The following is a 23,070-nucleotide window of genomic DNA, read 5'->3' on the forward strand; positions in this document are numbered from 1 at the left end:
ACCCGAAACCACCGTCCGATCCCGGCGGCCCGGCCGCACCGCCCGACGACCTGTAGGCGCACGCGCGATGATGGAACGAAGCCGATGATCGTCGAGAGGACCGACGGATGTACCGTCTGAGGCGCTGCCTGGTCGCGGTGGTCGTCTTGTTGGGAGCCGCCGGATGCGGCAACACCGAACACGAACCGCCGCCCGCCCGCGGTGAGATCGTTTCCACGACGCCCCTGCTGAGTCTGCCGCCCGAGCAGACCGCCGCCCTGTTGACCAACGGCGGAATCTCTACTCCGGTGCGCAACGGCGTCGACGCCTTCCGCATCGAGTACCGGACGATCACCCCGCACGGCGACCAAACCACCGCCAGCGGGCTGGTGGCGCTGCCGCGCACGGACTCCCGGCGGCTGCGGGTGGTCAGCTACGAGCACGGAACCATGACGCTGAAGAGCGACGCGCCGTCGGTCGACACCCGCAACCTCCCCGATCGGCTGCGCACGGTGGCCTTCGCCGCCGCGGGCTACGCGGCGACCGCACCGGACTACTTGGGCCTCGGGAACGGTCCGGGGACGCATCCCTACACCCATGCGCCCTCGGAGGTCAGCGCTTCGGCCGACCTGTTGCGCGCGACCGCTTCCCTCGTGGCCCAGCAGCGCCGAGAGCTCGATCCGGACGTGCTCGTGACCGGCTTCTCCCAGGGCGGCCACGCCGCGATGGCGCTCGGCAAAGCGCTGGCCGCCGGTGCGATCCCAGGGTTCGGGGTCGCCGCCTTGGCCCCGATCAGCGGACCCTACGACCTACGGCACGTCCAGGCGCCCGCCGCACTGGACGGGCGGGTGCTACCGGGCGCGGCGGTGCTCTTCCTCTCCTACTGGATCACTTCCATGAACCGGATCCACCACCTCTACGACGACCCGACCGAGGCCTTCCAGCAGCCCTACGCCGACAAGGTCGAAGAACTCTTCGACGGCTTCCACACCGAGATCACCATCGTGACCTCGCTGGCGCCCACCCCCGGACAATTGCTGACATCCGGGTTCATCCAGTCCGCCGCCGAGCCGACCGGCGCCACCGCGGCGGCTATCGCCGAGAGCGACCGCACCTGCGACTGGACGCCGCGGGTACCCGTTCACCTCTACGCTGCCCGCGGCGATCGCGCCGTGCCGTTTCCGAATGCCGAGCACTGCCTGCAAGCTCTCGGCAGCGGCAACGCCACGCTGCGGGACCTGGGCGACGTGGACCACGCCGGAACGGCCCGGATAGCCGTCCCCGAGATCCTCGGCTGGTTCGAGCAACAGTTCCCGCCGAGCTGACCGGTCGGATCACGCCGGCTGGGGCTGCGATTCGAAGGGTGCGTCGATCCCGTCCATGACGATCCGGATATCGAGGTTCGCGATCCGGCCCGAAGCGTCGAACTCGACCTCGCCGGCGAGACCGTCGTCGCCGAATTCCAGCAACCGGTAGTCGTCGAGGAATTCGGTGTTCAGTCCCCGCCGGGTGAGGTAGCTGTACACGGCACGCCGGTGATCCGTCAGTGGCAGTGCACCGAAGCCGTGCGCCAGCACGCGAGCGAGGCCGGAGGGGGTGGGCGCGGGCAATTCGAAGGCCGGGTGGTCGATGAGGAACGCCACGCAGGCGCCATCGATGACACCGCAGTAGGAGTTCCAGCGCCCGCAAACGATCTTCGCGGCATCCGCCATCAAGCCGGCCACCTGATAGGGCTCCGGCGCCGCGCCACCGAGGACCACGGGCAGTTCGGCCGAACACAATTCGGCGACACGGTAGCGGGACCCGAACTCGCGCACGGTCTCCGCCGCGCGCAGCAGCGACGGCGGGTAGCCCCAGGGGTTGACCCATCCCCACAGCCACGTGTCGGCATCCGCCGTTCCGAGCAGGTGGACGTCGGTGCACACGAAGGAGCCTTCGTCACCGAGGAATTCGAGCCGACGTCCGTCCAGGTCGGCCTCCAACACGTGTGCGCCGAGCACCTCCTCGAGGTGCAGGCGGTGCTCGAGCGACAGCAAGCCCGCGTCATCGAGAAGTCTCGTCAGTGGCACGGATTGGGACACCGCGTCAGCGTAGTCAACGCGGAGCCATCGCTCCGCTTCCGGACCGGCTGTCGTGCCGTGCTCAGCCCCGAGCGGTCGTGCGTCCCGGCAGCGGGTGCGGCAGGAAACCGTCGGCGAAGAACGTCATGGACCCGCACTGGTCGCACCGGTAGGCATGCTGCTGGACCACCTCCTGGCCCAGTTCGCTGGGATCGATCCGGCGCCCGGCGGGCAAATCGCTGATTCGGCTCCGATATGGGGATTTCGGCGTCACGGCTGGGACACGATACGGCCGGTCGCGCTTCACACCGGGCGGTCGTGCAGCTCGGCCATCGTCGCCTCGACCCGATCGAGCTCGCGCTCGATGACGCTGCGGTGGGCCGATGGCAACCAGAACAGCACGCGGTCGACTCCCGCTTGCTCGTAGGCTTCGAGAACCTGGAGGTCATCGGCGGGTGCGCCCATCACAACGACGTCGATCGGGCGATCGGCCCGCGTCCGCAACTCGGCGATCCGCTCGATGATCCCGGGGCCGTGATTGGGCATCCATGCGTCGCCGTACTCGAGCACGCGATCCAGCACCGTCGGGCCATTGCCGCCGACGAGGATCGGCGGGTGCGGCCGCTGGATCGGCTTGGGATCACTCCAGATCCGGTCGAACGAGATGTACTCGCCGTCGAACGAGGCCTCGTGCTGCGTCCAGAATACCTTCATCGCTCGGACGTGCTCGCCCATGCGCTTCATCCGGGTCCGTGGATCGGTGCCGTGATTCGCCATCTCTTCACGGTTCCAGCCTGCGCCGATGCCGAAGTCGAATCGCCCGCCGGACAGATGATCGAGCGACGCGACCTCCTTGGCGGTGATGATCGGGTCACGCTGGGCCACGAGCGCGATACCGGTCCCGACCCGTAGCGCTTTCGTGGCGCTCAACGCGTAGGCGCTCGCCACGAAAGGGTCATAGGTGTGCGCGTATTTTCGCGGCAGCGGCGGCGCGCCCTTCTCGCCGCGCCATGGCGTCTCCCGCGCCGCCGGGATGTGCGTATGCTCCGCCCACATCAGCCACCGATGGCCGCGTTCCTCGACGGTTCGAGCGAGCTCCGCGGGCCCGAGGCCATCGTGGGTCGGGAAGTAGGCTACGCCGGCATCCATTTGCTCGAAGTTACCCGCCGCACTCGAGTCCGCCAATGCGACTTGCCGCGGCCGTGATGCCCGGCTTCACTACCGATCACCCCGGGATGACGTACTGCACCTGAACCGAATCGGGCGAGTGGAAGATTTCCTTTGTGGTGACGGACAACTCGACGTGGCCGGGGCCGGAGGGGATGGTGGCGGAGTTGTACCACGAGCCGACCAGCTTGATCGTGGTGCTCCCCCGCGCGCCGGTGTCGACGTTGTGCCAGGAGACGTAAGCGGTGGTCGCGCAGGTGCCGATGCCCTCGAAGGCGCTGGTGAGGTGAAGTCCCTGGGAAGAGTCCTGGTCAACGTTCCCGCGAATCGTGCCGTAGCACAGGCCCGCTTCCGTCGCCGTGGTGTAGAGCACCGGGAGGTTGACGGCCTCGGCCGAGGCGGTACCGGCGAAGACGAACGCCGGGGCGCAAGCCACTACGGCGGCAGCGGCGGTCGTGGCCAATTTGGTAACTGAGCGCATGATCTTTCCCCTCTGAGTCTGCACACTGATCGACATGCCCGGATACACGGCCGCCGGGCCTCGGTACCGGGAGTTCGAGAACACCGGCCCGGCTGCACGTCTTATCCGTGATCAACCTCTAGTCGTTACGCCGCACGGCATGTACCGCAGATACAGCATCGACCCGAAGGGATTACGAGCCGAAGCTCGAGCGCATCACTGATATCGCAGCCGCCACAGCTGGTTGTCCCAGCCACGCGCGCCGAGCCGCACAGGGCGGTCGGCTAGGTCGGGGTGCTGGTCACGCAGCAGACCCCGCACCAACTCCGCGGTGATCTCGATCTCGGTGTGCGGCATGCGGCTCAATATGGCCCAATCATCATCTCGCGCTACAGAAGCTCGATTCGACCGGGCTCGGGCAGCGCGTGCGGGAGTTCGTCCGTATGCCAGGCGTACTCGATTCCGCTGAGCCAGCCGTCCTCGACCCACAGTATGACCTCGCCGATCGGTGATCCGTCGCGGTCGGTGACCCCTCCGCTGGCGAAGATCCCGTCCGGCGAACCGGATGCTCGCACCGCACCGGCCCGCACCGCCAGATCGATGCTGGGTGAACCGATACCCCAGGTGGCGACGACCCGCGAATACGGCACCTGCGCCTGGTACTCGGAGGCGCCGGGGTCGCCCGACGACAGCAGCTTCACGGCGACACCGGTTTCGAGGTCGGTCAACGTTCGCGGTGGAATCGGTGTACTCATCGGTCTCCTCGGTCTCGCCGCGTCATGAAATGTATGCGGTGCCGATGCTGAAGACACCGTCGATCATTGATATCGGCGGTACGCTGCGCGAGGAGGTCGGCAGGTCCCCCAACCCGCCGACGCAGCCGATGTAGCGCACGATATCCGTCGAAGCTCTCGGTCTCGGAAGTACTGCTGGCCGCAGAAGCGTACCTACTGCGGTCATCGATGAACACCGGCGATCGAGCAGGCGGAGCTCAAGATCGGTCGAACTCGCCGCCCCGAGCGACCGACAGAAACGCATCCCACTCCGAGGGCGTGAACACCAACGCCCCACCGTGAGGATTCTTCGAGTCACGAACCCCCACGCGCCCGCCGTCCAGATGCGCGATCTCGACACAGTCGTTTCCAGCAGCACTACGGGTGCTCTTGAACCAGTGCGCTCCGGATAGATCAACGGACACAGTCGAACTCCTTCGCTACCTGCCGCAGGAGGCGTTTGCTATTCGGCACATCCAAAGCTACTCGCTGGATTACCTCGAATCCAGCTCGGTACCGACGCACGGTGCTGGTGCGCTCCAGGTAGATGTTGCCTGTGTAGCTCTCGACATAGACCACCGGCGGCTCCAGCGGCCGACCCTCTCCGTCACCGGCGAAATCCAGGATCGTGAAGGGACCGGTCGAGACTCCCAGCGGGAAGCCTGCCCCGAAAGGAAGCACCTGCACGCGAACATTCGGCGGCAGACCGGCCAGATGGCGCAGCTGCGTCGACATCACGCGTGGACTGCCGACGACTCGCCTGGTCACTGCCTCGTCCAGCACGAGCACAGCTGCCAGCGGCGAGAAGTCACGACAGATCAACGCTTGCCTGTTACGCCGCACTCGGACGCGACGCTCGATCTCCTCTGCGGTGTCCATCGGAAAGTAGACACGATCCAGCGCCCGCGCGTAGTCCGGAGTCTGAAACAGTCCGGGCACCATATCGGGGCGATAGACAGTGATACGAGACGCTGCCGCCTCCATCTGCACGTAGGCGTTGAATGTCGGATTCACTTGATCGGGAAACTCGTCCAACCACGACGGCGTCCTCCCCTGTGCAGCGAGCGATTTCAACACCGGCAGCATCTCCACCCGCTGATACAGCCTGCACAGCCGCCGCAGATCTTCCTCCCGGACGACCACGTTCGGCGCACCGGTTTCCAAACGGTGCAGCGTCCCCGCCCCGCGCCCGATGGCCCGCGCCGCCACTTCGATGGACAATCCCGCCTCCTGCCTCATGCCGCGCAGGCAGCGGCCGAGGCTGCGGTGTGGAACGCCTCCCGTCCCGCGAATGTCGGCTTTGAGCTGCCGAATACCGGCGCCCGCATCGCTCTCCCCCATGCTGTTTGCTCCCTTCCGTGGAATATTCACACCCACTGACTGGAATGTTCCGAAAGTCCTTGTGGAAGGCGGTCTTTCGCCCCACCGGAGGCTATTGTGCAGGGTCGCTGGAAGGTGTCCAGGGCTTTCGCCACTTTCTGTCGCGAATTCGCGCGGGAATATCCATACGGCCCGCATCCGGTGCTCCACTGACCGCGAGATCGGCGCGGCGTGACTCCCCGTTCGCCGCCACTCGGACAGTGGGAGGACACATGACCAACGCACTACCGCAACGCGTTCCGTTCCCACGGGCTCGCGCCCCCTACAAGGGCGTGCCGCTGCCCGTGCTCGAGCGCTACGCCGACGCGCTGCGGCAGTGGGCCGACACACCCGAACGTCCCGGAGGCGGGGTGCCGACCCCTCCCCCGCCTCCGGTGACCCTCACCGAAGCCCTGTCGTGGAGCGAGTGACCCGCCATCGGGCCGTCCGCGCGCGAAGGCCGTGACCGTGCGCCACTACCGCGTCACGGTGCACTGTTGCGGCCCACGCTGGCTCATCCACGTGCCTGCCGTGAACCGCTGGACAGTGACCGGCGACAAGTCGGCGATCCGGTCCACCGCCCGCCAGATGATCGCGGCGACAACCGGATACGGCGACGACTCGCTCGAACTGGACCTCATCGCGGGCAGAGCGCTGCGCGACGCCGAAGAGTTCGCGGTGGGATGCCAGTTGTCGACGCGATGGCACGCACCGACGGGATAGGCGAGCTACTCGGCGCCTTACGCTGGCTCCGGAGCGGAGGCCGAGCCACACATGTGCGCATCTCGTCCTGTTGGCATCAGCAGGCGACGCCTCGAGTTCGACACTCCATTCGACGAGGGAGCCACCCGAAATTCATCGGGTGCGGTCGAGGTCGCGTACACGCTCCTGCGGACGCCCTGTACTCGGCATGATGGTGCGATCGGCCGGCGTCGGACGGGCACTACTGCTCGTTGATCTTCCGAGGTGCCGCGCCGGGCCGGTTCGGTCAGCGCGATCAGCGGCATCATGGTGCGTGCCGCTGGCTCAGGATGCCTCCCAGCCGGGCGGTTACAGGGTGAGTATGGCGGCAGCGACCTGGTCGGCCGCCGCTGGGCGCAGAGCGGTACCCATGTCGTCGAGGACGAGCAGTCGCGCCCCCGGGATTTCGGCGGCGAGGACTTCACCGTTGCCGACCGGGAAGAACGGGTCGGCGCGACCGTGCACCACGAGCGTGGGCACGTCGAGCTCACCGAGCCGCTCCCGCCAGCGCGGGGCGCAGTCGAGCCGGGAGAACACCATCCCGAGCTGGTTCTCCTGGTGCACCGCGGGATCGCTCGACGGTGTCCGATCCCAGATTCGGGCCGCCGTCGCCCGCGCCTGCTGCGGATCGTTGCCCATCAGCGCGGCGCCCTCGGCGGCGAACGCCGCGACCGCATCCCGGTCGGTCCAGTCCGGCCGTGGGCGGGAGAACAACGCGCCCATGACCGCGCGGTCGTGGTCGGGCAGGTCCTCATCGACCGGGCCTGGGGCCACCGGCCGGGTGCCGACGAGGGTTAGTGCGGAGAACACGTCCGGGTGGTCCAATGCGGCGACCTGAGCGACCATCCCACCGACGCCGACACCACCGAGATGGGCGGTCCCGGCGCCGAGCACCTCGACGAGCGCGGCCGCGTCGGTGGCGAGATCCCGCAGGTTGTATGCCGGATTCTGAGGGTCGAGGGTCGTCGACGCGCCGGAGTCGCGCAGGTCGTAGCGGACCACGCGCCGCCCGCCCGAGGCGAGCCGCTCGCACAGCGCGTCGGGCCAGGAGACCATTGTTGTGCCGCCGACCAGCAGGAACAGCGGATCGTCCTCGCGACCGAAGCTCTCGATGCCGAGATCCACACCGTTCGCCCGCACCGACGTCATGCCCAACCGAAACGGTCTCGTCATGCCTGGACTCCTATCTGTCGGCATCTCCAGAGGTATCGACGACAGATTCACCCGAAAATCATCGGTGCAGCCGAGATCGCGTCCACACTCCCCAATCACCCGGGATCGGCATTACCGTGCGTTCAAAATATGATCGGCGCCGCGTTGGAGCTGTCCGGATTCTGCAGCGTCGACACACTGACGCCGAGCTTCGAGGCCAGGCCGGTGAGCGCGTCCCATGCCTTATCGCGCCGTCCTGCATGTCGTCCCATCCCTCGCGATAAGTATCGGCGGCACTCCCCTTCCTGGTGCCGAATATCGCTTGAACCTCACGGTCCAACGCTACCGATGCTGATTTCAATTGCTGCGCAACGTCATAGGCGTGCCGCCGACCGCCGTCACCGCATCTGGAACGACGTACGGCGGTTGGTCGTTGTGATCCGCGGACGCAGCTGTGCGGCATGCCATTACGTCAGCGCACGCCCACCGCTGTCTTCAGCTTGCGGATACCCCGGATCAGCAACGGGTTGTCCCGCAGGCGCGGTGGCGTGCGTTCGGGATCCAGCAATTCGTTGTCCGCCAGTGGGCTGTCTTCGTCCTCGACGGTCCCCGGCTCGAACCGCACCAGGGTCCGGCCGTTGCCGCGCAGGGCCTCGACCGTGCGCAGCAGCGACGACGTCTCGGCGAGTGTGGCGTCGAACTTCGCGGGTTCGGCATCGAGATGTTCGCAGATCAGCTGGCGCCGGATACCGAGGATGGTGTCCCGCAGCAGGTCACCTTCCTCGGTGGCGGGGGTGACCTCGACTGCCAGGTCGCATTCGGTGTCGAAGCCCATCGAGCGGTTGTTGAGGTTCGACGATCCCACCCGCAGCAGCCGATCGTCCACCACCAGCACCTTGGCGTGGACGTAGATCGGCGCGCCCGCCTCGGTGACGGGGTAGTAGACACCGAACCGGTTTTCGGTATCGGCCTTCCATAACAGATGGAGTAAGCGGCGGCGAGCCCCATCCATCGCCTGTTGCTCGAGCCAGCCATCGGCGTGACGCGGCAGTACCAGCACGATCTCCGGACCATTCGGCTCACGTAGCCGTGCGGCGATCGCCTCGGCGAGAGTGCGCGAGGCCAGGTACTGGCTCTCGATGTACAACGACCGCGTGGCGCCCGCGATCGCCGCCAGATACAGCGCCTCGACCTCCCTGACTTCGGCGCGGTCGGCGAGCTCGGGGAAGGTCCGCACGATACCAACATCCACAGACCGCATCGTCGGCTCCAACCCGTCCGGCCACGGCGTGTCACCGGCGATCTCGTCGACCGCCGCCAACTGCTCTCCCGTCGCCGCCTTCCACCGGGCCCGGGCCAGTTCGCCGATCGCCTTCGCCGCGTCGCCGTCGACGGCGGTGGTCGCGTCGTGCCATGGTCCGTACCGGTTGCCGTTCGGCTCGGTTCGGTAGTGGTTGTCGTCCCGATGGTCGCTGGTGTCCCAGCGATCGACGGTCATGTCGATACCACCGCAGAAGGCGAGCGCGTCGTCGATCACCACGATCTTCTGATGGTGCGCTGAACCGATCGGGTGCGCGCCGTCGATTTCCAAGTGCAACCGCCGATCGGTCATCCAATTGACAACGAAGATCGGTGTCATCCCACGGCTGATCGCCGCGAACGCGCCGACATTCCACTTCAGCAGGTAGATGTCGAGATCCGGTCGCTGTTTCGGCAGCCAGGACAGGAATTTGCCCAGCCGATTCGGCCCTTCGAGAGTCTTCTCCTGCGGCTCGAACTTGATCCGGGTATCGAAGTCCCAGCCGATCAGCACAATGCGTTTACGGGCCTGCAACATGGCGGACTTGGCATAGCGGAAATAGTCCGCCGCGTCGACAATGCATGCCAGCCGGTCGGCCCGTGCGATCTGCCAGCAGGTTTCGCCGGGTATGAGGATTTGTCGCTCGTCGCTCATGGGTAGTCAGTTCTCTCGTCCAGCCGGACACCCGCACCGCAGGTGACCGATTCACAGTACTGCGCGGTCGCTCACCTTCTCGGTGAGCATCGTCACCGCGATCCCGTTCCGCCCTGCTGGTCCGCGACTTCGAATAGCGAATCTTCGGGAAGACCTCCTGATTCCCTTGGGCTGGGATGCCGGGGTCCAGGACTGCCTGCAGCGACTCGTCCGTTCCGTGCCCCGCCAACTGGACCCGGATACGCGAGTGAGGGTGGTCGCCTCCGAAGGCGAGGGGGGCGACGCGGAGGCGGCCGACTCGACCGGCGACTTCGTGCGGCACCTGCCGACGTCCATCGCCGACGTGTGGCCAGGTCGTAGGCATCGTCCAGGGGATTGTGATCAATTGGCGGAGGTGCCGAAAACAGATTCGTGCCAGCACTTTTCAGGGTCGCGGAACCAAGTGCCGATTTGGCTGTTATCGAGCTGGCGAAGTTGAGCCAAGTCGATGCGGTACCGGTAGAAGAGGGCCAGGAGCTCTCGCAGGGAGTCGTCGTCTACCGGGGTATCGACGACGATCTCCAGCGTGCTGAGTCGCCCACCGTACGAGCGGACCGAGGGAATCCTGTCGAGCCACTCGAAGAACACCGCCTCGTCACCACGTGAGTAGTACCAGACGTCGGTCGCCTCCAATACCACCGCCGATCCGTCGGTCATCAGCTTCCTCCTGATCTGACGTTCTTGTCGCCGCCCTTGGGGACATCACATCCCAATGGCGGCAAGAGCACCCCCGTTCAAGGAACGCTGCAAATCTGACTCGCAGGTACGACCTCCGGGTGGCCGAGGGTTCCACGCTGAGATCACGACCGGCCGGACCAGCCGCTGAAGTTGTCGAAACACGCGGCGGTGCGCGCCTCGCCAAACTGCGCGCGGGCGCGATAACAGGCTGCGGGATTGTCAGGCCGGAAACGACCTTGCCGCGGATCGGTCTCGAGTCGCTGAGCCGCCCGCCGAAGTTCTTCGAAAACGGGTCGCACTATTATCACACTGGTCGAACCATAGGAGACATACCATGCCAGAACCGGAGTCAGAAAGAGTCGGCCGCTTCACTTTCTACAGTCGAGAGGAATCGGAAGCACGAGGCTTGATCCCTTCTGACGAAGAACTCGCGCGCGCCGACGAACTACTCGCCGCATTCGAGGAGAAACGCCGCAATGCCCCGCCCGAACCTGCACAGCCCCCCTCGCTGGGCCTGGGGGAACGTTGGGGAGTCGACAGCTTGATCGGCACCGAATTCGAAGGCTGGACCCGCGATGCGAACGGCCAGTGGTACGACAAGGACGGCCACCCCACCAGCCACGACCGCGACGCCCATCCCGGCAACTGAGCCGCAATCAGCGCCGACCGCAGAACGGTGAGCCGTTCAGTCTGGCGAACCGAAGGTCGAGTTGATCTACCTCAGCCTGGCAGCGCCGCCGCCAGTTCGGCGCACAGCGCGTCGAGTTCGGATGCGGGGATCCGAGGTGCGTCCGGGGTATCGGCGTTGTGCCACGGCACATCTCGTGCGGTGTCGGATGGGCGGGTGAAGACGTGCTGGTGGACGTGGGCCACGCTCAGGCCGGCGACGAAGGTGAAGACGTGGCCCGGTTCGAGGACCCGGCGCAGGGCGCCGATCGACGAGCGGACAGAGCGGGCAAGCGCTACTGTCTCGGCGTCGTCGAGCAGGTCGAGGGCCGCGACGTGGCGGCGAGGCTCGACGAACAGGTACCCCGGCCGCGCCCATTCGCCGTGGGCAGGCCGGTGGGTCACCAGCACGAGCTCATCGGCATGGATCACCGGGCTCACCAGCGGTCCGCTCCCACGGTGTTTGTCGCAGATCATGCACCCCCGCATGCGGATCACAGTACCGCTGCTGCGGCAGCGAGCCCCACGCTGAAGAGATCGCAAGAGCATCACCCTGGTCAGAGCCAGTTCTTGTACGGCAATCAAGCGCCCGCCCACTCCGGCTCAGGATCTGATCCGAGCAACTGATTCGCTCCGGAGAGACCGTGCCGTCGGGTGCTCACAGTTCGCCCGATGAGCATCCGCCCCGACCCGACCCGCGTGGTTACCCCCAGTACTCGCCCCGCTTCTTGCGCTCCTCCACTTCGGCCAGGTACTCGGCTTCCTGCGGGGTGCCCAATTTGTCTTCGTCTCCGAACCGGTCGCGCAAGTGGATTCGCTCGTTTTCCGGTACGGCGTCGCGGCGTGCGTTGAATGCCGCGAATCCCGCTTTGATCTTCGCCAGTTCCTCGTCTGAAATATTGTCCTCATACGGGTATTCGCCGGGTGCGTAAAAAATCTTCCCGTTGACCTCTTCTGGCATCGTCCTTCTTTGTCCTTTCTAGGGCCGGGGCAGTTCGCGCATTTGGATGATGATGCGCCCTGTCTCCGGATCGGGAAACCTGTCTTCGATTTTGAACGGTGTATTGGTTTTGAATACGACTTCGAGTTCTTCGGGGACGCCGGAATGGTGGCCGATGTAGCGGCCGTCTGCCGACCATATTTGCATTTCCACCGGCAGGTCCTTCGCAGCCTCCGGTGTCGCGGACCCCGAGGTGAACGGCTTTTCGATGATCGTTGATCCGGGCTCGTACCGTGCCAGGTCTTCTGCGGAAATGTCTACGCGCCGGGTCACCGCCCCCTGGTAGACGGGGCACTTGTCCAACGCGGCATTCATCGCGTCGCGCTCGGCTATCTGTGCGGGTGTCAGTGGCTCGCCGGATCGGATCGCGGTGTTGAGTGGTGCGCTGTTGCCGGTGTAGCGGCCGATCGTGTCGATATCCGCTCGCGGTAGATCCACCTTGGGAATGCCTTCGGGATGTTCGATCTTGGGTAGCTCGATCGGGTCCTTTTTCGGCGGTCCGACCGGATCCGGTTTGACCGGCAGCCGCCCGCCTGGCAGAGCCTCGAGGTCCCGCACGTGCCGGGCGATATCCTCATCCAGCTTCACCCCGGCCGCGATCCTGCGTTCGGTCTGCCATTGCTCGATCATGAGCCGGATCGGCCGGGCATACCGCGCACAGATCGCAGCGGCACCGGCAACACCGACAGCCGCGGAGACACCGAAGGTGATCCAGCTCGAGGCAATCGAGATCGCCGCGTTGATGGCCAGCTCGGTCAGCAGCGCATCCCGAATCGCCTCGAGTTGGGTCTTGAGGTTGGCGCGTAGCTCGTCCAGCGCGACACGGTGGTCGCGGCAGGATTGGGCAAGATCGTTCATCGCGGTGATCACCGATTCGGCGGAAGCCTTGACCGTGCGCAGGTCTTCATCGATGAACGCGACTTCGGGTGCGGTGAGCGAATCGAAGGCCACGGCCGCGGCCTCGAGCGCGGCCGGGAAAGATGCCACCGCTTCGGCCGCCGCGGTCCGCGCCCACGTATCGCCCGCATTGGAGATGGTCGTGGCGTTGCCGTCCGGCACGATGATGCCGATCATCTCGGCGAGCCCGATGCCCTCATCGACCAAACCATTTCCGGGACCGCCGGCCGAGGGCAACGGGATTCGGCACACCACCACCGGAGGCAGGAACGGCGGGGGCTGGGCGGGTGGTGGCGCTGCCTCACCGATGGTTGCATTGTGTTCGGCTAGCTCGTGGTTGTAGCCGAGGGTCTGCAATATCGTGGCGTAGTCGTGCGCGGCGGTAGCGATTTTCGATACCATGCTCAGAATGGCAGCGGCCCGATTGTCGTAGGACTCGCCCCACTTCTTCGCATCCGAATACGAGCCCGCCATATTCGTAGCCATGGCCATGTTCGGCCACTCGTCATCGATGGACATCCAGAATCGCGACGCGGCATCGGCTAATTTCTGCGCGGTGTCGTAGTAGACCGGCACCGACACGTCGAGCACGGTCACCGCGGGGCCCCGTCGCCACCGCTACCGCCACGCCCGAGGATGGCCAGATTGGCCGCCACGACAGCTTCGTACTCTTTGCGAGCGGATGCGGCGGCGGACTTCATCCTCGCGAGCCCGTCACGGATCTTCGCAGCGGCGGTGGTCCACTCGGCGTGAGCCAGGGCGTGAGCTTCGGCGGCTTCACCGTTCCATGTTCCTTTCAGAGCGGCTATGCGTTCGTCTATTTCGACCAAGGAATCGGCCACGAATCCGTTCAAGCCCTCTATTCGGGCGGTTACGGATTCCAGGTGCGCGAGATCGACGCGATACTCGGTCACGGGTTCTCCCAGCGGTTTCGGTTTGGATCGCGGTCAGATCGGGGGCAAGCTCAACGAGCTGTACTGGTTCGCGGCCTCCGTATCGGCGGCCGCGCTGCGGTCGACCACCACGCCCAGCAAGTCGGCCATGTCGGCCAGCGCTTCGAACACCTCGAGTGCGGCACTATGGGTCTCGTCCCAGGCGCCCGCGTATGCGCTGGCCGCCGCGCCGCGCCAGCTCGACATGAGCCCGTCGACTTCGGCACTGGCCGAACGCAACCCGCTGATGAGGGCCTGCGCGGTCTGTTGCACATAGCGCCCCGCACCGGAGACGGTTTCAGGAACCACGGTGAACGTGGTTGTGGCAGACGGGTCGTACGTCAACTGCTATGCCCTCTCATCCCCCCACAGGATGGTTTCGAATGGTTGGACGCACCGGACAGTCGTTCGGTTCCATCCAAAACTCAAACTCTCACACTGGATCTTCCGTGACCCAAATCCGAGAGTGGTGGGCGAGCCTCGCCCGACGACGGGTGGACCGCGCCGGGGCGGCTCCGGGATCCGCAGGTCGAATCAAGTGCCGAGGAGCGAGTGCTCGAGAACATCCCGATTTCGCAACACTCCATGGGCTCATCGACGGCTTCAGGTCGATCAGCGGCGACCTGTGCGATGTCGGCACGGGGCACAGATCTCGGCGTAAGCGACCTTGTCGACACGCCCGGTGTAGATCTGAGTGTTCGATGTAGTCGACACCACGGCAGGCTCCTCAGTCCGAGTGGTGGCCCAAGCCCTCCAACCGAGGGAAGGCGCCGCGGCGATGGTCGGCCTTTATAGTTCACACCGCGGCCGGCCATCAAGGGCGATGACGGTTGGCTGGTGATCAGATGGTTTCCAGGTGAGGACTCGGCGTGAACATATTGAGTCAACGTTGTCGAACACTCAACTATGCCGTAACCACTCCCAGTTCCGCCGCGATGCCGCTCGAGCCCGACATACCCGGAGTGACGCACGAATTCGGCGAGTGCCTGCTTCTTCTCATCGGTGTCGAGCGCGGAGACTCGACGTTCGCCCGTGCCGCAGCCAAAGCGATCCGCCGTATCGCGCGCAAGACCGACACTACCTGGATCGTCATCAATGGCTTCTCGCATCTCACCCGGCCCGGTCACGAATGCGACACCACGACGGCGAGAACCGTGCTCGCCCGGATCGCCGAACACCTGCGCGATCACGACTTCGCCGTGCACATGATGCCATTCGGCTGGAACAAGACCTGGCGCATGGAAGTACGCGACGGCGAGTGGGAGCAACGGATGACCCGCTTCCCGCCGATTCATGCCGACCGCAACGATCGCGGCCGGCTCGAAGGCGTGAGAGCTGAACACTCGAGCTCCGAGTCCCGCGCGTTGACGAGCCCGTGACCGCCGGGAAGTAGCGGGCGCGCGAAGCGCATTTCTGCCGCCCGCAACGGCATATCCCGGTGGTGATCGTGGGAGAACTGCTTACCCGCACCGCGCAGCACGATGACCGCGCCTCGTCGTCCTCGGCGGCACGCACCCAGGCGGCGTCGAGTTGATCCAGCAGTTCGCCGTTCTGCGCGTTGGCCGCCTCCGGGCGGTCGAGAGTAATGGTGGCGATCCGGTCGGCGGCCTCATAGCGAATGTACGAATCGAGCTCCTCGGAGTACAAGACGGCCGAGCTCGTGTCCGGCGGCGACGGCGCACCGAAGGGCGACCTGAGCGGTCCGAACGGACCACCGCGGTCTGCCTCCTCCCCACCGCCGCTCAGGTGCGATAATATTATTCTCGTATCAGGAAAGGATAGTCTCACAACTGGGCGGACACGGCGACTCGAGAACCCGATGACACACCGTTCTCCCGTACAGTGCACTCATGTTCTCTCCATATGACCGAGGACCGAGGCGCCCGTGACCAGCCCGAGCGAGAAACCGGCCTGGAAGCAGCGCGCCGTCGAGCGCTCCCTTCGCACCGCGAAGTTGCGCGCCGAGGAGCGCGTGCAGCGGTTCCTGGACGCCGCTCAGGCGATCATCACCGAGAAGGGCAGCACGGACTTCACGGTGCAGGAGGTGGTGGACCGCTCACGGCAGTCCCTGCGCAGCTTCTACCTGCAGTTCGACGGCAAACACGAACTGCTGCTCGCCCTCTTCGAGGACGCCCTGAGCCGCACGTCCGACCAGCTGCGCGCCGCCGCCGACGGCCAGACCGAGCCGCTGGACAAACTCCAGGTGGCCGTCGAGCTGCTGTTCGAGCTGTGCCTGCCGGATCCGTCGGCGCAACGCCCACTGTTCACCGATTTCGCACCCCAGCTGCTGATCTCGCATCCTGATCACGTGAAGGTCGCGCACGCGCCGATGCTGGCGCTGTTCACCGAACTGATGGACCTGGCCAAGGACGCGGGCCGACTGCGCCCGGAGGTCGATTCGCGCCGGACGGCGGCCATGGTCATGCAGACCGTCATGTTCACCGCGCAATCCGCGGGAGCGGCCGACGACGAGACGCAGCATCCGATCACCGCGTCCGAAGTATGGAACTTCTGCGCCCACGGTTTCGCTCGCTACTGAGAACTCCATTCTCTCGATAGAGAGTTTAACTTACACTTGGTGCATGCCGATCTTCGAGACCGAACTCGGAATCCGCTACGTGCACACCGACGCCACCGACGAAGACTCTGTGCTCGCCACCGTCGCCGAAGCGGAATCGCTCGGGCCCTGCGCATCTCGGTCGACACCCACGGAGGAGGCCTACTGAGGCCCGCAGGTGCCGTTCCTCGAGCGCATGGGCCGTTCCGAGGAGTACGCCGAGCTGGCCCGCCGCCATCATCGAAAACGACTACCTCAACGGCGAAGTCATCCGCCTCGACGGCGCCTTGCGCTTCCCGCCGAAGTAGCCCGCTGCGCGGCGAGCGAGCCCGACTGCCTCCGTGACAGCCTCGCGGCATCGCCCGGGTCGTCCGGCGCGGACGCGACACCGACCGCCCGCCGCGCCGGGGAACGATTTCGCTGGTTCTACACTGACCCCGCTCGGTGAGTGACGTTTAAGCTGGAATCGGACGGCCTATGCCCTGGCAGTAGGGAGCGGATGAACATCGCCAAAGCGCCTCAGCCGGAATACCGGCGGGCCTGCTTCGCCGATCTGGACGACATCGCGGCCATCGAGGCCGAGGTGTTCGCCGAGCCGTACCTGTATCTGATGCTGCGCCAGCTGTTCGACCTGCACGGATCCGAATGGCTGGTCGTGGAGGTGGACGGCACGGTGATCGGTTACGCGCTGACCCTGGAGAAGAAGGGCCGGGCGTTGCTGTTCACCTTCGCGGTGGCCAAGAGGCACCAGGGTGGAGGGTACGGGCGCGGCCTGCTGAGCCGCACACTGCAGACGTGCCGGAAAGTGGGAGCCGAAGTGGTGTACCTGACCGTGCGGCCGGACAATCAGCACGCGAGCAACCTTTTCAAACGAGCGGGCTTCGAGTTCGTCGAGCACGACGACCGGTATTTCGGCCCTGGCGAGCCCCGCGACGTTTTCGAATACCGGCTGAAAGGCCGACCGCTAGACTCGTGACATGGGGGAGATCTCGCCCTTCGTCGCATCCGTCTCGACCCGGATCACAAGGCGCGCCGACGAATACACCGCCGAACTCGATCGGGGTGAGCGCTCGGAGCAGACCGAACTGGAGCGGTTCGCAGCGCACGCCGAGGCTGTTCTGGCCGACTACGACCCGCCCAGCACGCGGCGGCGCTCCGATTCCCTGGTGTTCCGGCATCTGTACGCCGCCGCACGGCAACCGATACCCGACGAGGCCGGCTGGCGGGTGCCGAGCGCGATCCCGGCGGCGCTGCTGGCCGCGGAACTCGAATTCCGCGGCCCATTGCGGCTGAGCAGTCGGCAGAACACCATGCTGGCCGAGGTGTACGAGCAGTTGGGCGCTCAGCTCTCCGCGGCGCGTCTGCCCGGTCACGCCGCCCTCGCCTATCGCAGAGGCGCCGCACTGTACCGGATGAACGAGGACGACGAAGCGCAGGACCGCTGCGGTCTGCGCTTGGCGCGGGCGCGCACGCTCGCGCTGCCGCCGGGCTGGCGGCGGTGGACCGGACAACTGTCGTATGTGCTGTGCGGCTACGGGTACCGGCCATTCTGGCTGCTCGGCTGGGTCGCGGTGCAGCTGGTGCTGTTCACCGTCGCCGCTTTGGCCCTGAACGGCAATCCCTCGCCCGCCGCCACCGTCTATACCTGCGTGACCAGCTTCATCAATCCCCTGGGCCCCGGTGACACCGAGGATCTGCGCCCGATCGCCCGGCCGTTGTTCGCCGTGGAAGCGTGGATGGGCACGGTGTCGATGTCGGTGTTCTTCGCGCTGCTGGTGCGCAAGTGGTTCCGGATGTAGCGCGACGCGGCGCTACCATTCGGCGTCGAAAGCCTTGTGCCGCAGCGCGTCCAGCGTCGCGATGGCGATACGGTTCTGCAACCGCGCGACGAGGGCGTTCCATTGGCGAGACAACCCGGGATCCGTCTGCAACTTCTGCCACAACGTCCGCATCGATGCCGGAGTGTGCGCTCCCGGCATCCACAGTCCGGTGAGATCCTCCAGCACGGGGGCGAGGATGTCGGTGCGTTCGCGACTGTGCGAGGGGAAGCGGTCGGCCTCGGCCAGCGCGTCGGTGACGACGGTCAGCAGCCAGTCGTGCGCGGCCAGGTCCTCGCAGAACCGCTGCGCCTCATGCAGATCGGCCTCGTTGCGCACCCGCATCCGGACGGTGCGCACGGTGGCGTCGTCCAGGTGCAGCTTGGCGGTGGGGCCCGCACCGCCCCCGATCCAGGCAACCCAGCGCAACCGGGTGGCGCCGGTCCGCACCGGCGGCTTCTGGTCCAGCCTGGTGTCGGCGCGCAGGCGAGCCAGCAGCCGCTCGCTGATCGAAGCCAGGTCCAGCGTCTCGGCGCCGACCGGACCGGTGAGATAGCCCTCGGCCAAAGCCTCGGCGCTGCCGCTTCTTTCGGGCAGGCGGCTGATGACCTCGGTCACGCCCTTGCGGCTGAGGTAGTGCGACCACGTCTGCCTGCGCCGGTTGGCCGCGCGGACCACCTCGGTGCGCGCGCTGGACTGCAGCACGCGGCCGCCGGACAGGACCGCGCTGGTCGCCACGGTCCCGACGATGTGGGCGGTCTGCTCGCCCACGGCCAGATCGCAATCGACGCCGACCGCGGTGGTCGGCGACACCGCCAGCGTGCCCGGCCGCTCCCGCCAACGCACCGTGCAGCCCGGCATGAGCGCCAGCAGATCGCAGGCCTCGGGTCCGGTCAGCGCGGTCGCCGACGGCAGCAGGCAGGTGCGTACTTCACCGAGCACGACCAAAGGCGTGGTCGAGGCCATGTCAGGCTCCGTCGAGCAGCAGGTGCGAGAGCCGTTCGCTGACCGCGCGCGGCACCGGCACCGGTGGCACCTCTCCGCCGCCACGGACGATGGTCTGTTCGACCACGTCGTCGTCGAGATCGAGATGGTCGAGCACCAGCCGCACCGCGTGCTCGATGCCGATGTACCGCTTGGGCAGCATCGACAAGGTCTTGTAGGCGGCGAACGGCGCGGCGGACGGATTGAGCCGCACCACCGGCGGAATGTCGTGCCAGCGACGCGGCGCGAGATCCTCGCGGCGCCATGGTTGCGGATCCACCACGGCGGCGCCGTGGTAGCGCAGCATGCCCAGCCGCAACAGATGCCAGACCGCGGCCAGGAACGGGCACGACCAGCGCGTGACCGCCACCCCGTCGACGACGTGCTTGCTCCACAGTTCCACGTCCAGGAAGATCGAATGCTCGCGGCGGCCGAACTCCTCCGGCGGCTGATAGATCCGCTGCCGCATGGCCTGGCCGCGTTCGTCCTCGGAGGACCGCCGCCCGTTGCACAGCCAGCCCGATTCCGCGGTCGGCGGCCTGCGGCCGGTGCTCGGCGGCGCGGGCTCGGCGACGATGCGCGCGGCCACCATCTCCGCCACGGGAATCGGCTCACCGAACGCCACACCGTCGACGAACCTCGAGGCCCGCCAGCAGGCGGACTCCCGGGCCAGATAGTCGATGACCAACCCGGCTTCGTCCGCGGCGCCCAGCAGCTTGGTGAGGATGGCGGCGGGGTCGGTGTCGGGCTGGAAGTAGTCGTCGATCAGGTAGCAGGTGCTGACCCGGGCGTTCGGTCCGAATTGCACCTTGGCCGACTCGGTGAAGGCAGATACCAGCGGGACGATGCGGCGGAACTCCGCGCCGACCCGTTCGATGTCGGAGCTGATGTCGTTGAGATAGAAATGCCCGACCTCGATCGACAAGTGCGACAACGGGACCTGAGCGATTCGCGGCTGTTCGGTGGCCTCGCTGTAGCCCTGTGTTTCCCCCATCTACAGCCTCTCCCAGGTCGCGTTGTCGACCAGTCGTCGAGCGAGCTCGGCATAGGCCTGCGCGGTCTGCTCGTTGGCGATCTGGGCGTTGACGTCGGCGTCGAGTATGAGCTGCTCGCGCCGTTGCAGCACCGGCTCGATCGGGGTTGAGCCGAGCACCGCCGTCGTGCCGAGCCGTTTGGCGGTGGCCAGCCGCCGCAGCGCGGTGTCCTGCTCTTGCAGCCACGCCGCCTGCGCCGGGCGCTGGGCGACACCGTCCCAGTTGGCGTCGGGCACCGCGGTGCGCACGTAACGCACCGACCCGAGCAACTCCTCCGGGTCGTGGCCGCACTCGGCTCCCGCCTTCAGCAATCCGTGCGAGCCGTACACCAGGCCGGCGGCGGCCAAGATGTGCTGGCGCGTCCAGCGGTGGAAGATCAACCATCGAGCAGTCAGCCCGCGCAGTTGCGGTAAGGCGGTCGCCTGCAACACGATCTGCAGCGCCGCGGAACGGCCCGCGCTCAGATCCACGAACACCACCCGGAACTCGTGATCCAGCGCGACCAGTAGTTCCGCGCAGCGCTCGACCACCGCGTCGTCGTCGGTGAGGAATTCGGCGCCGCCCTCGTCTCCCGGCAGCAGCACCAGCCGCCCCGAGTTGGGGCCGATCCGGCGCAGTTCCGGCCGATCGGTCGCCGCGCCCACGTCGACGCGGGCGACGGTTCCGCTCTCGCCGAGCAGGTAGGAATGCACGCCGCCGCTGGGCACGCCGCGTTCGGCCGCGCCGATCTCGAACAGCGCACCGGCCGTGGGCGAGCCGAGGTCGAAGTCGGCGTAGACGACGTTGAGGCCGGAACGGCACAGCCGGTAGGCGATGTTGCAACTGGTCACCGACCGTCCGGTGCCGCCCTTGTCGGAGGTGGAGAACACCAGCACGATGCCGCCCCTACCGTGTCGCGTCCCGGCGGGCGTAGGCCAGTTCGTCGAGCTGGACCAACGCCTGGGTGGCCAGGCTGTAGGCGGTGCCGGGACGTTCGCGCAGCACACGGCGGGCCCGGTCCAGCGACTGCCGGATCCGGTTGATCGCCGCCTGTTTCGGCGAGCGATCCTGGCCCTCGACCTCCAGTTCCTCCTGATTGAGCAGATGCTCGGCCTCGCTGAGCAGGTCCACCGCGCGGGCGACCATCGCCTGCGGAGCCAGCGGCGGTTGCTCGAAGGTGCTGTACGCGATGACCAAGCACTCCATCATTCGCTCCGTGACGAACCAGGACGGCCCTTCCGTCCGTATGTCGCCCGTGCCGACCAGCCTGCCGATGTCATCCCACAAACCGACCACCGAGCCGTTCCGCAGCACCCGCCGGTCGAGGTGATCCATCGCCGCCTCGGCGAGTTCCATCAACCGATCCCGGGTGTCCACGTCGGTGCGCAGGCGTGCGGCATCCAGGCAGCGTTTGAGCAGCAAGGTCGCGAAATCCGGGACGTACCAGATCAATCGGGATCCGTCGGCGACGTCCTCGCTGCCGGCCAGGTTCAGTCGCACACCCGGGAAGTGCAATGGCGCGGCCGGATCATCGACCGTGAACCGGCTGGTGATGCGCCCCCGGCGGGCCAGCTGGTCGAGCACCGACACCGTGCGCGCCAGATCCTCGGTGCTCTCCCGGTAGACCAGGTCCTGGATGAGTACGGCGGCGACCACGAGACTGAAGTACTCCGATTCCTCGCCGTCGGAGGTACGCCACGGGATGTCCTCCAGCGGCCAGCGGCCACTGTCGAAGCGGGCGACCCTCGACCAGTAGTTGCGGGTCAGCTCGAAACGCAACTGCAGCGCGTCGGCGAGCGTGCGCTGCTCGTCGGTCAGCAGATCGAGTTCCCGGATGCGCTGCGACGACAGGTCGCTGATGCCGTCCAGTGCGACGGCCGTGAAGTACAGGTAGGGACGGGATTCGGCGTGCCCGGGCGTGCTGCTGACCCGGCCGGGCACGAGGTCGATGGGTTCGGCGCTGCGCACGATGCCCCAGCTCCATCCGCATTCGAACAGCCGCCCGTCGTCGGCGATATCGATCTCGGTGGTCTGGCTGAGCCTGACCTCGTTGGCCGCCTGCACCCGCAGGCGTTCCAGCTGTGTCGACAGCCGTTCGATGACCTCGTCGGACGGCGTGCGGGACTGATTGAGCATGTAGACGATCGACTGGCCGTATTCGGTCTTCGGCTCCGGTGTGTGGATGACGAAACTGCGGACCAGGCCCGCCATCGCCGCGGTGAGCCGCGCGCTGACCTGTTCGATCACCATGGGGATCCGCTCGCGCAGCTGGCGAGCCTCCAGCCGGACCTCACCGCTGACGAAGCGCATGAATCCGCGCAGGAATCGCAGCGCCGCGATGCACAGACTCAACGACATCGAGTACGAGTCGACGACCTCCACCGCCTGCTGACCCGGGGTGAGCGGAGTGTCGTCGCCCGAGCGCAAGTAGGAGCCGCTGGCGAAGACCGGTTCGCCGTCGGGTCCGGTGTAGCGGCGCAGATAGTCCTCCACCAAGTCGACCAGGACGCCGCCGATGCGGGTCTCCTCGCCGAACGGGGCGAGAGCGGACCGGACGTCGGGACTCATGTCGTTCGGCTGGTCCAGCGCGAACGCCGCGATCTCGGTAGCCGGATACAGCAGGCAGAGCAGTTGTTCGGCGTCGCTGATCGAGTTGGCGCCGTCGCGCCCGCCCCACGTCCACGTTCCGTTCCGATAGGAGTAGGCCAGCACCGCTCGCCACAGCTCGAGCAACTGCTGCCTCGGCCGAATCCTCATCGTTCTCGGACCTCGCCCCCGCATTCGACCGGCGGCGCCGGACGTCGTTACCTAGAGTGTGCCCCGCGAATGTTCACTTAGCCAA

At 66.5% G+C, this 23,070-nt stretch carries 29 protein-coding genes and 2 pseudogenes; 10 read left to right on the forward strand and 21 right to left on the reverse strand.

Annotation, left to right across the window (positions count from 1 at the left end; all coding sequences use genetic code 11):
• Nucleotides 1–107: 107 nt before the first annotated feature.
• Nucleotides 108–1,304, forward strand: a complete 1,197-nt coding sequence (locus ACFV2O_RS24535; RefSeq protein WP_379253813.1) for a lipase family protein — start codon at nt 108–110, stop codon at nt 1,302–1,304.
• Nucleotides 1,305–1,313: 9 nt separating this feature from the next.
• Here the strand turns inward: ACFV2O_RS24535 and ACFV2O_RS24540 are convergent, their stop codons facing one another.
• The 8 genes from ACFV2O_RS24540 to ACFV2O_RS24575 all read right to left on the reverse strand — a co-directional run bounded on the left by ACFV2O_RS24540 (nt 1,314) and on the right by ACFV2O_RS24575 (nt 5,780).
• Nucleotides 1,314–2,060: a DUF6882 domain-containing protein gene (locus ACFV2O_RS24540; protein ID WP_355075187.1), complete on the reverse strand. Its 747-nt coding sequence runs from the start codon at nt 2,058–2,060 to the stop codon at nt 1,314–1,316.
• Nucleotides 2,061–2,121: 61 nt separating this feature from the next.
• The gene (locus ACFV2O_RS24545) at nt 2,122–2,313 is read right to left on the reverse strand and encodes a hypothetical protein (RefSeq protein WP_379253814.1); all 192 of its coding nucleotides are present in this window, start codon (nt 2,311–2,313) and stop codon (nt 2,122–2,124) included.
• A gap of 29 nt (nt 2,314–2,342) precedes the next feature.
• Nucleotides 2,343–3,188 carry an LLM class F420-dependent oxidoreductase gene (locus tag ACFV2O_RS24550; RefSeq protein WP_379253815.1) on the reverse strand — a complete coding sequence of 282 codons (846 nt, stop codon included), beginning with the start codon at nt 3,186–3,188 and terminating at the stop codon, nt 2,343–2,345.
• Between the two features lie 76 nt (nt 3,189–3,264).
• Nucleotides 3,265–3,687 (reverse strand): hypothetical protein, encoded by a 423-nt coding sequence (locus tag ACFV2O_RS24555; RefSeq protein ID WP_379253816.1) that lies wholly within the window; start codon nt 3,685–3,687, stop codon nt 3,265–3,267.
• Between the two features lie 195 nt (nt 3,688–3,882).
• Nucleotides 3,883–4,023, reverse strand: a complete 141-nt coding sequence (locus ACFV2O_RS24560; protein WP_379253817.1) for a hypothetical protein — start codon at nt 4,021–4,023, stop codon at nt 3,883–3,885.
• Between the two features lie 32 nt (nt 4,024–4,055).
• The gene (locus ACFV2O_RS24565) at nt 4,056–4,421 is read right to left on the reverse strand and encodes a hypothetical protein (protein WP_379253818.1); all 366 of its coding nucleotides are present in this window, start codon (nt 4,419–4,421) and stop codon (nt 4,056–4,058) included.
• 236 nt (nt 4,422–4,657) lie between these two features.
• Nucleotides 4,658–4,864, reverse strand: coding sequence for a DUF397 domain-containing protein (locus ACFV2O_RS24570; protein WP_355075176.1), 207 nt, complete (start codon nt 4,862–4,864; stop codon nt 4,658–4,660).
• The gene (locus ACFV2O_RS24575; protein ID WP_379253882.1) at nt 4,854–5,780 is read right to left on the reverse strand and encodes a helix-turn-helix domain-containing protein; all 927 of its coding nucleotides are present in this window, start codon (nt 5,778–5,780) and stop codon (nt 4,854–4,856) included. The genes ACFV2O_RS24570 and ACFV2O_RS24575 overlap by 11 nt, the downstream gene beginning before the upstream one ends.
• Before the next feature lie 251 nt (nt 5,781–6,031).
• Here ACFV2O_RS24575 and ACFV2O_RS24580 point away from each other — a divergent pair, with 251 nt between their 5' ends.
• Nucleotides 6,032–6,229 (forward strand): hypothetical protein, encoded by a 198-nt coding sequence (locus ACFV2O_RS24580; RefSeq protein ID WP_379253819.1) that lies wholly within the window; start codon nt 6,032–6,034, stop codon nt 6,227–6,229.
• Between the two features lie 100 nt (nt 6,230–6,329).
• Nucleotides 6,330–6,521 carry a hypothetical protein gene (locus ACFV2O_RS24585; protein ID WP_355075174.1) on the forward strand — a complete coding sequence of 64 codons (192 nt, stop codon included), beginning with the start codon at nt 6,330–6,332 and terminating at the stop codon, nt 6,519–6,521.
• A 327-nt stretch (nt 6,522–6,848) separates the two neighbouring features.
• On the opposite strand, the gene ACFV2O_RS24590 is transcribed toward ACFV2O_RS24585, so the two are convergent.
• The 3 genes from ACFV2O_RS24590 to ACFV2O_RS24600 form a co-directional block, all read right to left on the reverse strand.
• Nucleotides 6,849–7,688 (reverse strand): alpha/beta fold hydrolase, encoded by an 840-nt coding sequence (locus ACFV2O_RS24590; RefSeq protein ID WP_379253883.1) that lies wholly within the window; start codon nt 7,686–7,688, stop codon nt 6,849–6,851.
• A 475-nt stretch (nt 7,689–8,163) separates the two neighbouring features.
• The gene (locus tag ACFV2O_RS24595) at nt 8,164–9,645 is read right to left on the reverse strand and encodes a phospholipase D-like domain-containing protein (protein WP_379253820.1); all 1,482 of its coding nucleotides are present in this window, start codon (nt 9,643–9,645) and stop codon (nt 8,164–8,166) included.
• 381 nt (nt 9,646–10,026) lie between these two features.
• Nucleotides 10,027–10,341: a hypothetical protein gene (locus tag ACFV2O_RS24600; RefSeq protein WP_379253821.1), complete on the reverse strand. Its 315-nt coding sequence runs from the start codon at nt 10,339–10,341 to the stop codon at nt 10,027–10,029.
• A gap of 355 nt (nt 10,342–10,696) precedes the next feature.
• Here ACFV2O_RS24600 and ACFV2O_RS24605 point away from each other — a divergent pair, with 355 nt between their 5' ends.
• Complete coding sequence (locus ACFV2O_RS24605; RefSeq protein WP_379253822.1) at nt 10,697–11,011, forward strand: hypothetical protein; 315 nt, start codon at nt 10,697–10,699, stop codon at nt 11,009–11,011.
• 71 nt (nt 11,012–11,082) lie between these two features.
• Here ACFV2O_RS24605 and ACFV2O_RS24610 read toward each other — a convergent pair whose 3' ends face one another.
• From ACFV2O_RS24610 to ACFV2O_RS24630, 5 genes are all read right to left on the reverse strand, one after another.
• Entirely contained in the window at nt 11,083–11,469 is a 387-nt protein-coding gene (locus tag ACFV2O_RS24610; protein WP_379253823.1) for an HIT family protein, read from the reverse strand.
• Between the two features lie 262 nt (nt 11,470–11,731).
• A complete protein-coding gene (locus ACFV2O_RS24615; protein ID WP_364432179.1) occupies nt 11,732–11,989 on the reverse strand; it encodes a hypothetical protein in 258 nt (85 codons plus the stop codon).
• A gap of 18 nt (nt 11,990–12,007) precedes the next feature.
• A complete protein-coding gene (locus tag ACFV2O_RS24620; RefSeq protein WP_379253824.1) occupies nt 12,008–13,522 on the reverse strand; it encodes a hypothetical protein in 1,515 nt (504 codons plus the stop codon).
• The gene (locus tag ACFV2O_RS24625) at nt 13,519–13,839 is read right to left on the reverse strand and encodes a WXG100 family type VII secretion target (RefSeq protein WP_355075161.1); all 321 of its coding nucleotides are present in this window, start codon (nt 13,837–13,839) and stop codon (nt 13,519–13,521) included. Before ACFV2O_RS24625 ends, ACFV2O_RS24620 begins: the two co-directional genes overlap by 4 nt.
• A 33-nt stretch (nt 13,840–13,872) precedes the next feature.
• On the reverse strand, nt 13,873–14,166 hold the full coding sequence (locus ACFV2O_RS24630) for a WXG100 family type VII secretion target (RefSeq protein ID WP_379253825.1): 294 nt from the start codon (nt 14,164–14,166) through the stop codon (nt 13,873–13,875).
• Between the two features lie 560 nt (nt 14,167–14,726).
• On the opposite strand from ACFV2O_RS24630, the gene ACFV2O_RS24635 reads away from it, so the two are divergent.
• Complete coding sequence (locus ACFV2O_RS24635) at nt 14,727–15,236, forward strand: threonyl-tRNA synthetase editing domain-containing protein (RefSeq protein ID WP_379253826.1); 510 nt, start codon at nt 14,727–14,729, stop codon at nt 15,234–15,236.
• 62 nt (nt 15,237–15,298) lie between these two features.
• Here the strand turns inward: ACFV2O_RS24635 and ACFV2O_RS24640 are convergent.
• Nucleotides 15,299–15,504, reverse strand: a pseudogene (locus ACFV2O_RS24640) (enoyl-CoA hydratase-related protein); the annotation flags it as partial.
• Between the two features lie 238 nt (nt 15,505–15,742).
• Here ACFV2O_RS24640 and ACFV2O_RS24645 point away from each other — a divergent pair.
• From ACFV2O_RS24645 to ACFV2O_RS24665, 5 genes and pseudogenes are all read left to right on the forward strand, one after another.
• Complete coding sequence (locus tag ACFV2O_RS24645) at nt 15,743–16,396, forward strand: TetR/AcrR family transcriptional regulator (protein ID WP_379253827.1); 654 nt, start codon at nt 15,743–15,745, stop codon at nt 16,394–16,396.
• Nucleotides 16,397–16,439: 43 nt separating this feature from the next.
• Nucleotides 16,440–16,583 (forward strand): hypothetical protein, encoded by a 144-nt coding sequence (locus ACFV2O_RS24650; protein ID WP_379253828.1) that lies wholly within the window; start codon nt 16,440–16,442, stop codon nt 16,581–16,583.
• A pseudogene (locus ACFV2O_RS24655) lies at nt 16,584–16,722 on the forward strand (3-hydroxyacyl-CoA dehydrogenase); the annotation flags it as partial.
• Between the two features lie 191 nt (nt 16,723–16,913).
• The gene (locus tag ACFV2O_RS24660; RefSeq protein ID WP_355075154.1) at nt 16,914–17,390 is read left to right on the forward strand and encodes a GNAT family N-acetyltransferase; all 477 of its coding nucleotides are present in this window, start codon (nt 16,914–16,916) and stop codon (nt 17,388–17,390) included.
• Nucleotide 17,391: 1 nt separating this feature from the next.
• Complete coding sequence (locus ACFV2O_RS24665; RefSeq protein ID WP_379253829.1) at nt 17,392–18,213, forward strand: hypothetical protein; 822 nt, start codon at nt 17,392–17,394, stop codon at nt 18,211–18,213.
• A 12-nt stretch (nt 18,214–18,225) separates the two neighbouring features.
• Here the strand turns inward: ACFV2O_RS24665 and ACFV2O_RS24670 are convergent, their stop codons facing one another.
• The 4 genes from ACFV2O_RS24670 to ACFV2O_RS24685 are packed head-to-tail and all read right to left on the reverse strand — an operon-like array spanning nt 18,226 to nt 22,985.
• Entirely contained in the window at nt 18,226–19,197 is a 972-nt protein-coding gene (locus tag ACFV2O_RS24670) for an SCO2521 family protein (protein WP_379253830.1), read from the reverse strand.
• Between the two features lies 1 nt (nt 19,198).
• Nucleotides 19,199–20,209, reverse strand: coding sequence for an SCO2522 family protein (locus ACFV2O_RS24675; protein WP_355075148.1), 1,011 nt, complete (start codon nt 20,207–20,209; stop codon nt 19,199–19,201).
• The gene (locus ACFV2O_RS24680; RefSeq protein WP_355075146.1) at nt 20,210–21,124 is read right to left on the reverse strand and encodes an SCO2523 family variant P-loop protein; all 915 of its coding nucleotides are present in this window, start codon (nt 21,122–21,124) and stop codon (nt 20,210–20,212) included.
• A gap of 10 nt (nt 21,125–21,134) precedes the next feature.
• A complete protein-coding gene (locus ACFV2O_RS24685) occupies nt 21,135–22,985 on the reverse strand; it encodes an SCO2524 family protein (protein WP_355075144.1) in 1,851 nt (616 codons plus the stop codon).
• Nucleotides 22,986–23,070 lie beyond the last annotated feature (85 nt).

This window comes from Nocardia sp. NPDC059691, from assembly GCF_042733915.1.
Lineage (GTDB): Bacteria > Actinomycetota > Actinomycetes > Mycobacteriales > Mycobacteriaceae > Nocardia > Nocardia sichangensis.

Bases quoted from the DNA above. Each gene is read 5' to 3' on its own strand.
- ACFV2O_RS24675 (WP_355075148.1), bottom strand. From the start codon at position 20,209: ATGGGGGAAACACAGGGCTACAGCGAGGCCACCGAACAGCCGCGAATC.
- ACFV2O_RS24670 (WP_379253830.1), bottom strand. From the start codon at position 19,197: ATGGCCTCGACCACGCCTTTGGTCGTGCTCGGTGAAGTACGCACCTGC.
- ACFV2O_RS24550 (WP_379253815.1), bottom strand. From the start codon at position 3,188: ATGGATGCCGGCGTAGCCTACTTCCCGACCCACGATGGCCTCGGGCCC.
- ACFV2O_RS24565 (WP_379253818.1), bottom strand. From the start codon at position 4,421: ATGAGTACACCGATTCCACCGCGAACGTTGACCGACCTCGAAACCGGT.
- ACFV2O_RS24590 (WP_379253883.1), bottom strand. From the start codon at position 7,688: ATGACGTCGGTGCGGGCGAACGGTGTGGATCTCGGCATCGAGAGCTTC.
- ACFV2O_RS24605 (WP_379253822.1), top strand. From the start codon at position 10,697: ATGCCAGAACCGGAGTCAGAAAGAGTCGGCCGCTTCACTTTCTACAGT.
- ACFV2O_RS24615 (WP_364432179.1), bottom strand. From the start codon at position 11,989: ATGCCAGAAGAGGTCAACGGGAAGATTTTTTACGCACCCGGCGAATAC.
- ACFV2O_RS24535 (WP_379253813.1), top strand. From the start codon at position 108: ATGTACCGTCTGAGGCGCTGCCTGGTCGCGGTGGTCGTCTTGTTGGGA.
- ACFV2O_RS24580 (WP_379253819.1), top strand. From the start codon at position 6,032: ATGACCAACGCACTACCGCAACGCGTTCCGTTCCCACGGGCTCGCGCC.
- ACFV2O_RS24555 (WP_379253816.1), bottom strand. From the start codon at position 3,687: ATGCGCTCAGTTACCAAATTGGCCACGACCGCCGCTGCCGCCGTAGTG.
- ACFV2O_RS24595 (WP_379253820.1), bottom strand. From the start codon at position 9,645: ATGAGCGACGAGCGACAAATCCTCATACCCGGCGAAACCTGCTGGCAG.
- ACFV2O_RS24665 (WP_379253829.1), top strand. From the start codon at position 17,392: ATGGGGGAGATCTCGCCCTTCGTCGCATCCGTCTCGACCCGGATCACA.
- ACFV2O_RS24650 (WP_379253828.1), top strand. From the start codon at position 16,440: ATGCCGATCTTCGAGACCGAACTCGGAATCCGCTACGTGCACACCGAC.
- ACFV2O_RS24560 (WP_379253817.1), bottom strand. From the start codon at position 4,023: ATGCCGCACACCGAGATCGAGATCACCGCGGAGTTGGTGCGGGGTCTG.
- ACFV2O_RS24575 (WP_379253882.1), bottom strand. From the start codon at position 5,780: ATGGGGGAGAGCGATGCGGGCGCCGGTATTCGGCAGCTCAAAGCCGAC.
- ACFV2O_RS24660 (WP_355075154.1), top strand. From the start codon at position 16,914: ATGAACATCGCCAAAGCGCCTCAGCCGGAATACCGGCGGGCCTGCTTC.
- ACFV2O_RS24600 (WP_379253821.1), bottom strand. From the start codon at position 10,341: ATGACCGACGGATCGGCGGTGGTATTGGAGGCGACCGACGTCTGGTAC.
- ACFV2O_RS24685 (WP_355075144.1), bottom strand. From the start codon at position 22,985: ATGAGGATTCGGCCGAGGCAGCAGTTGCTCGAGCTGTGGCGAGCGGTG.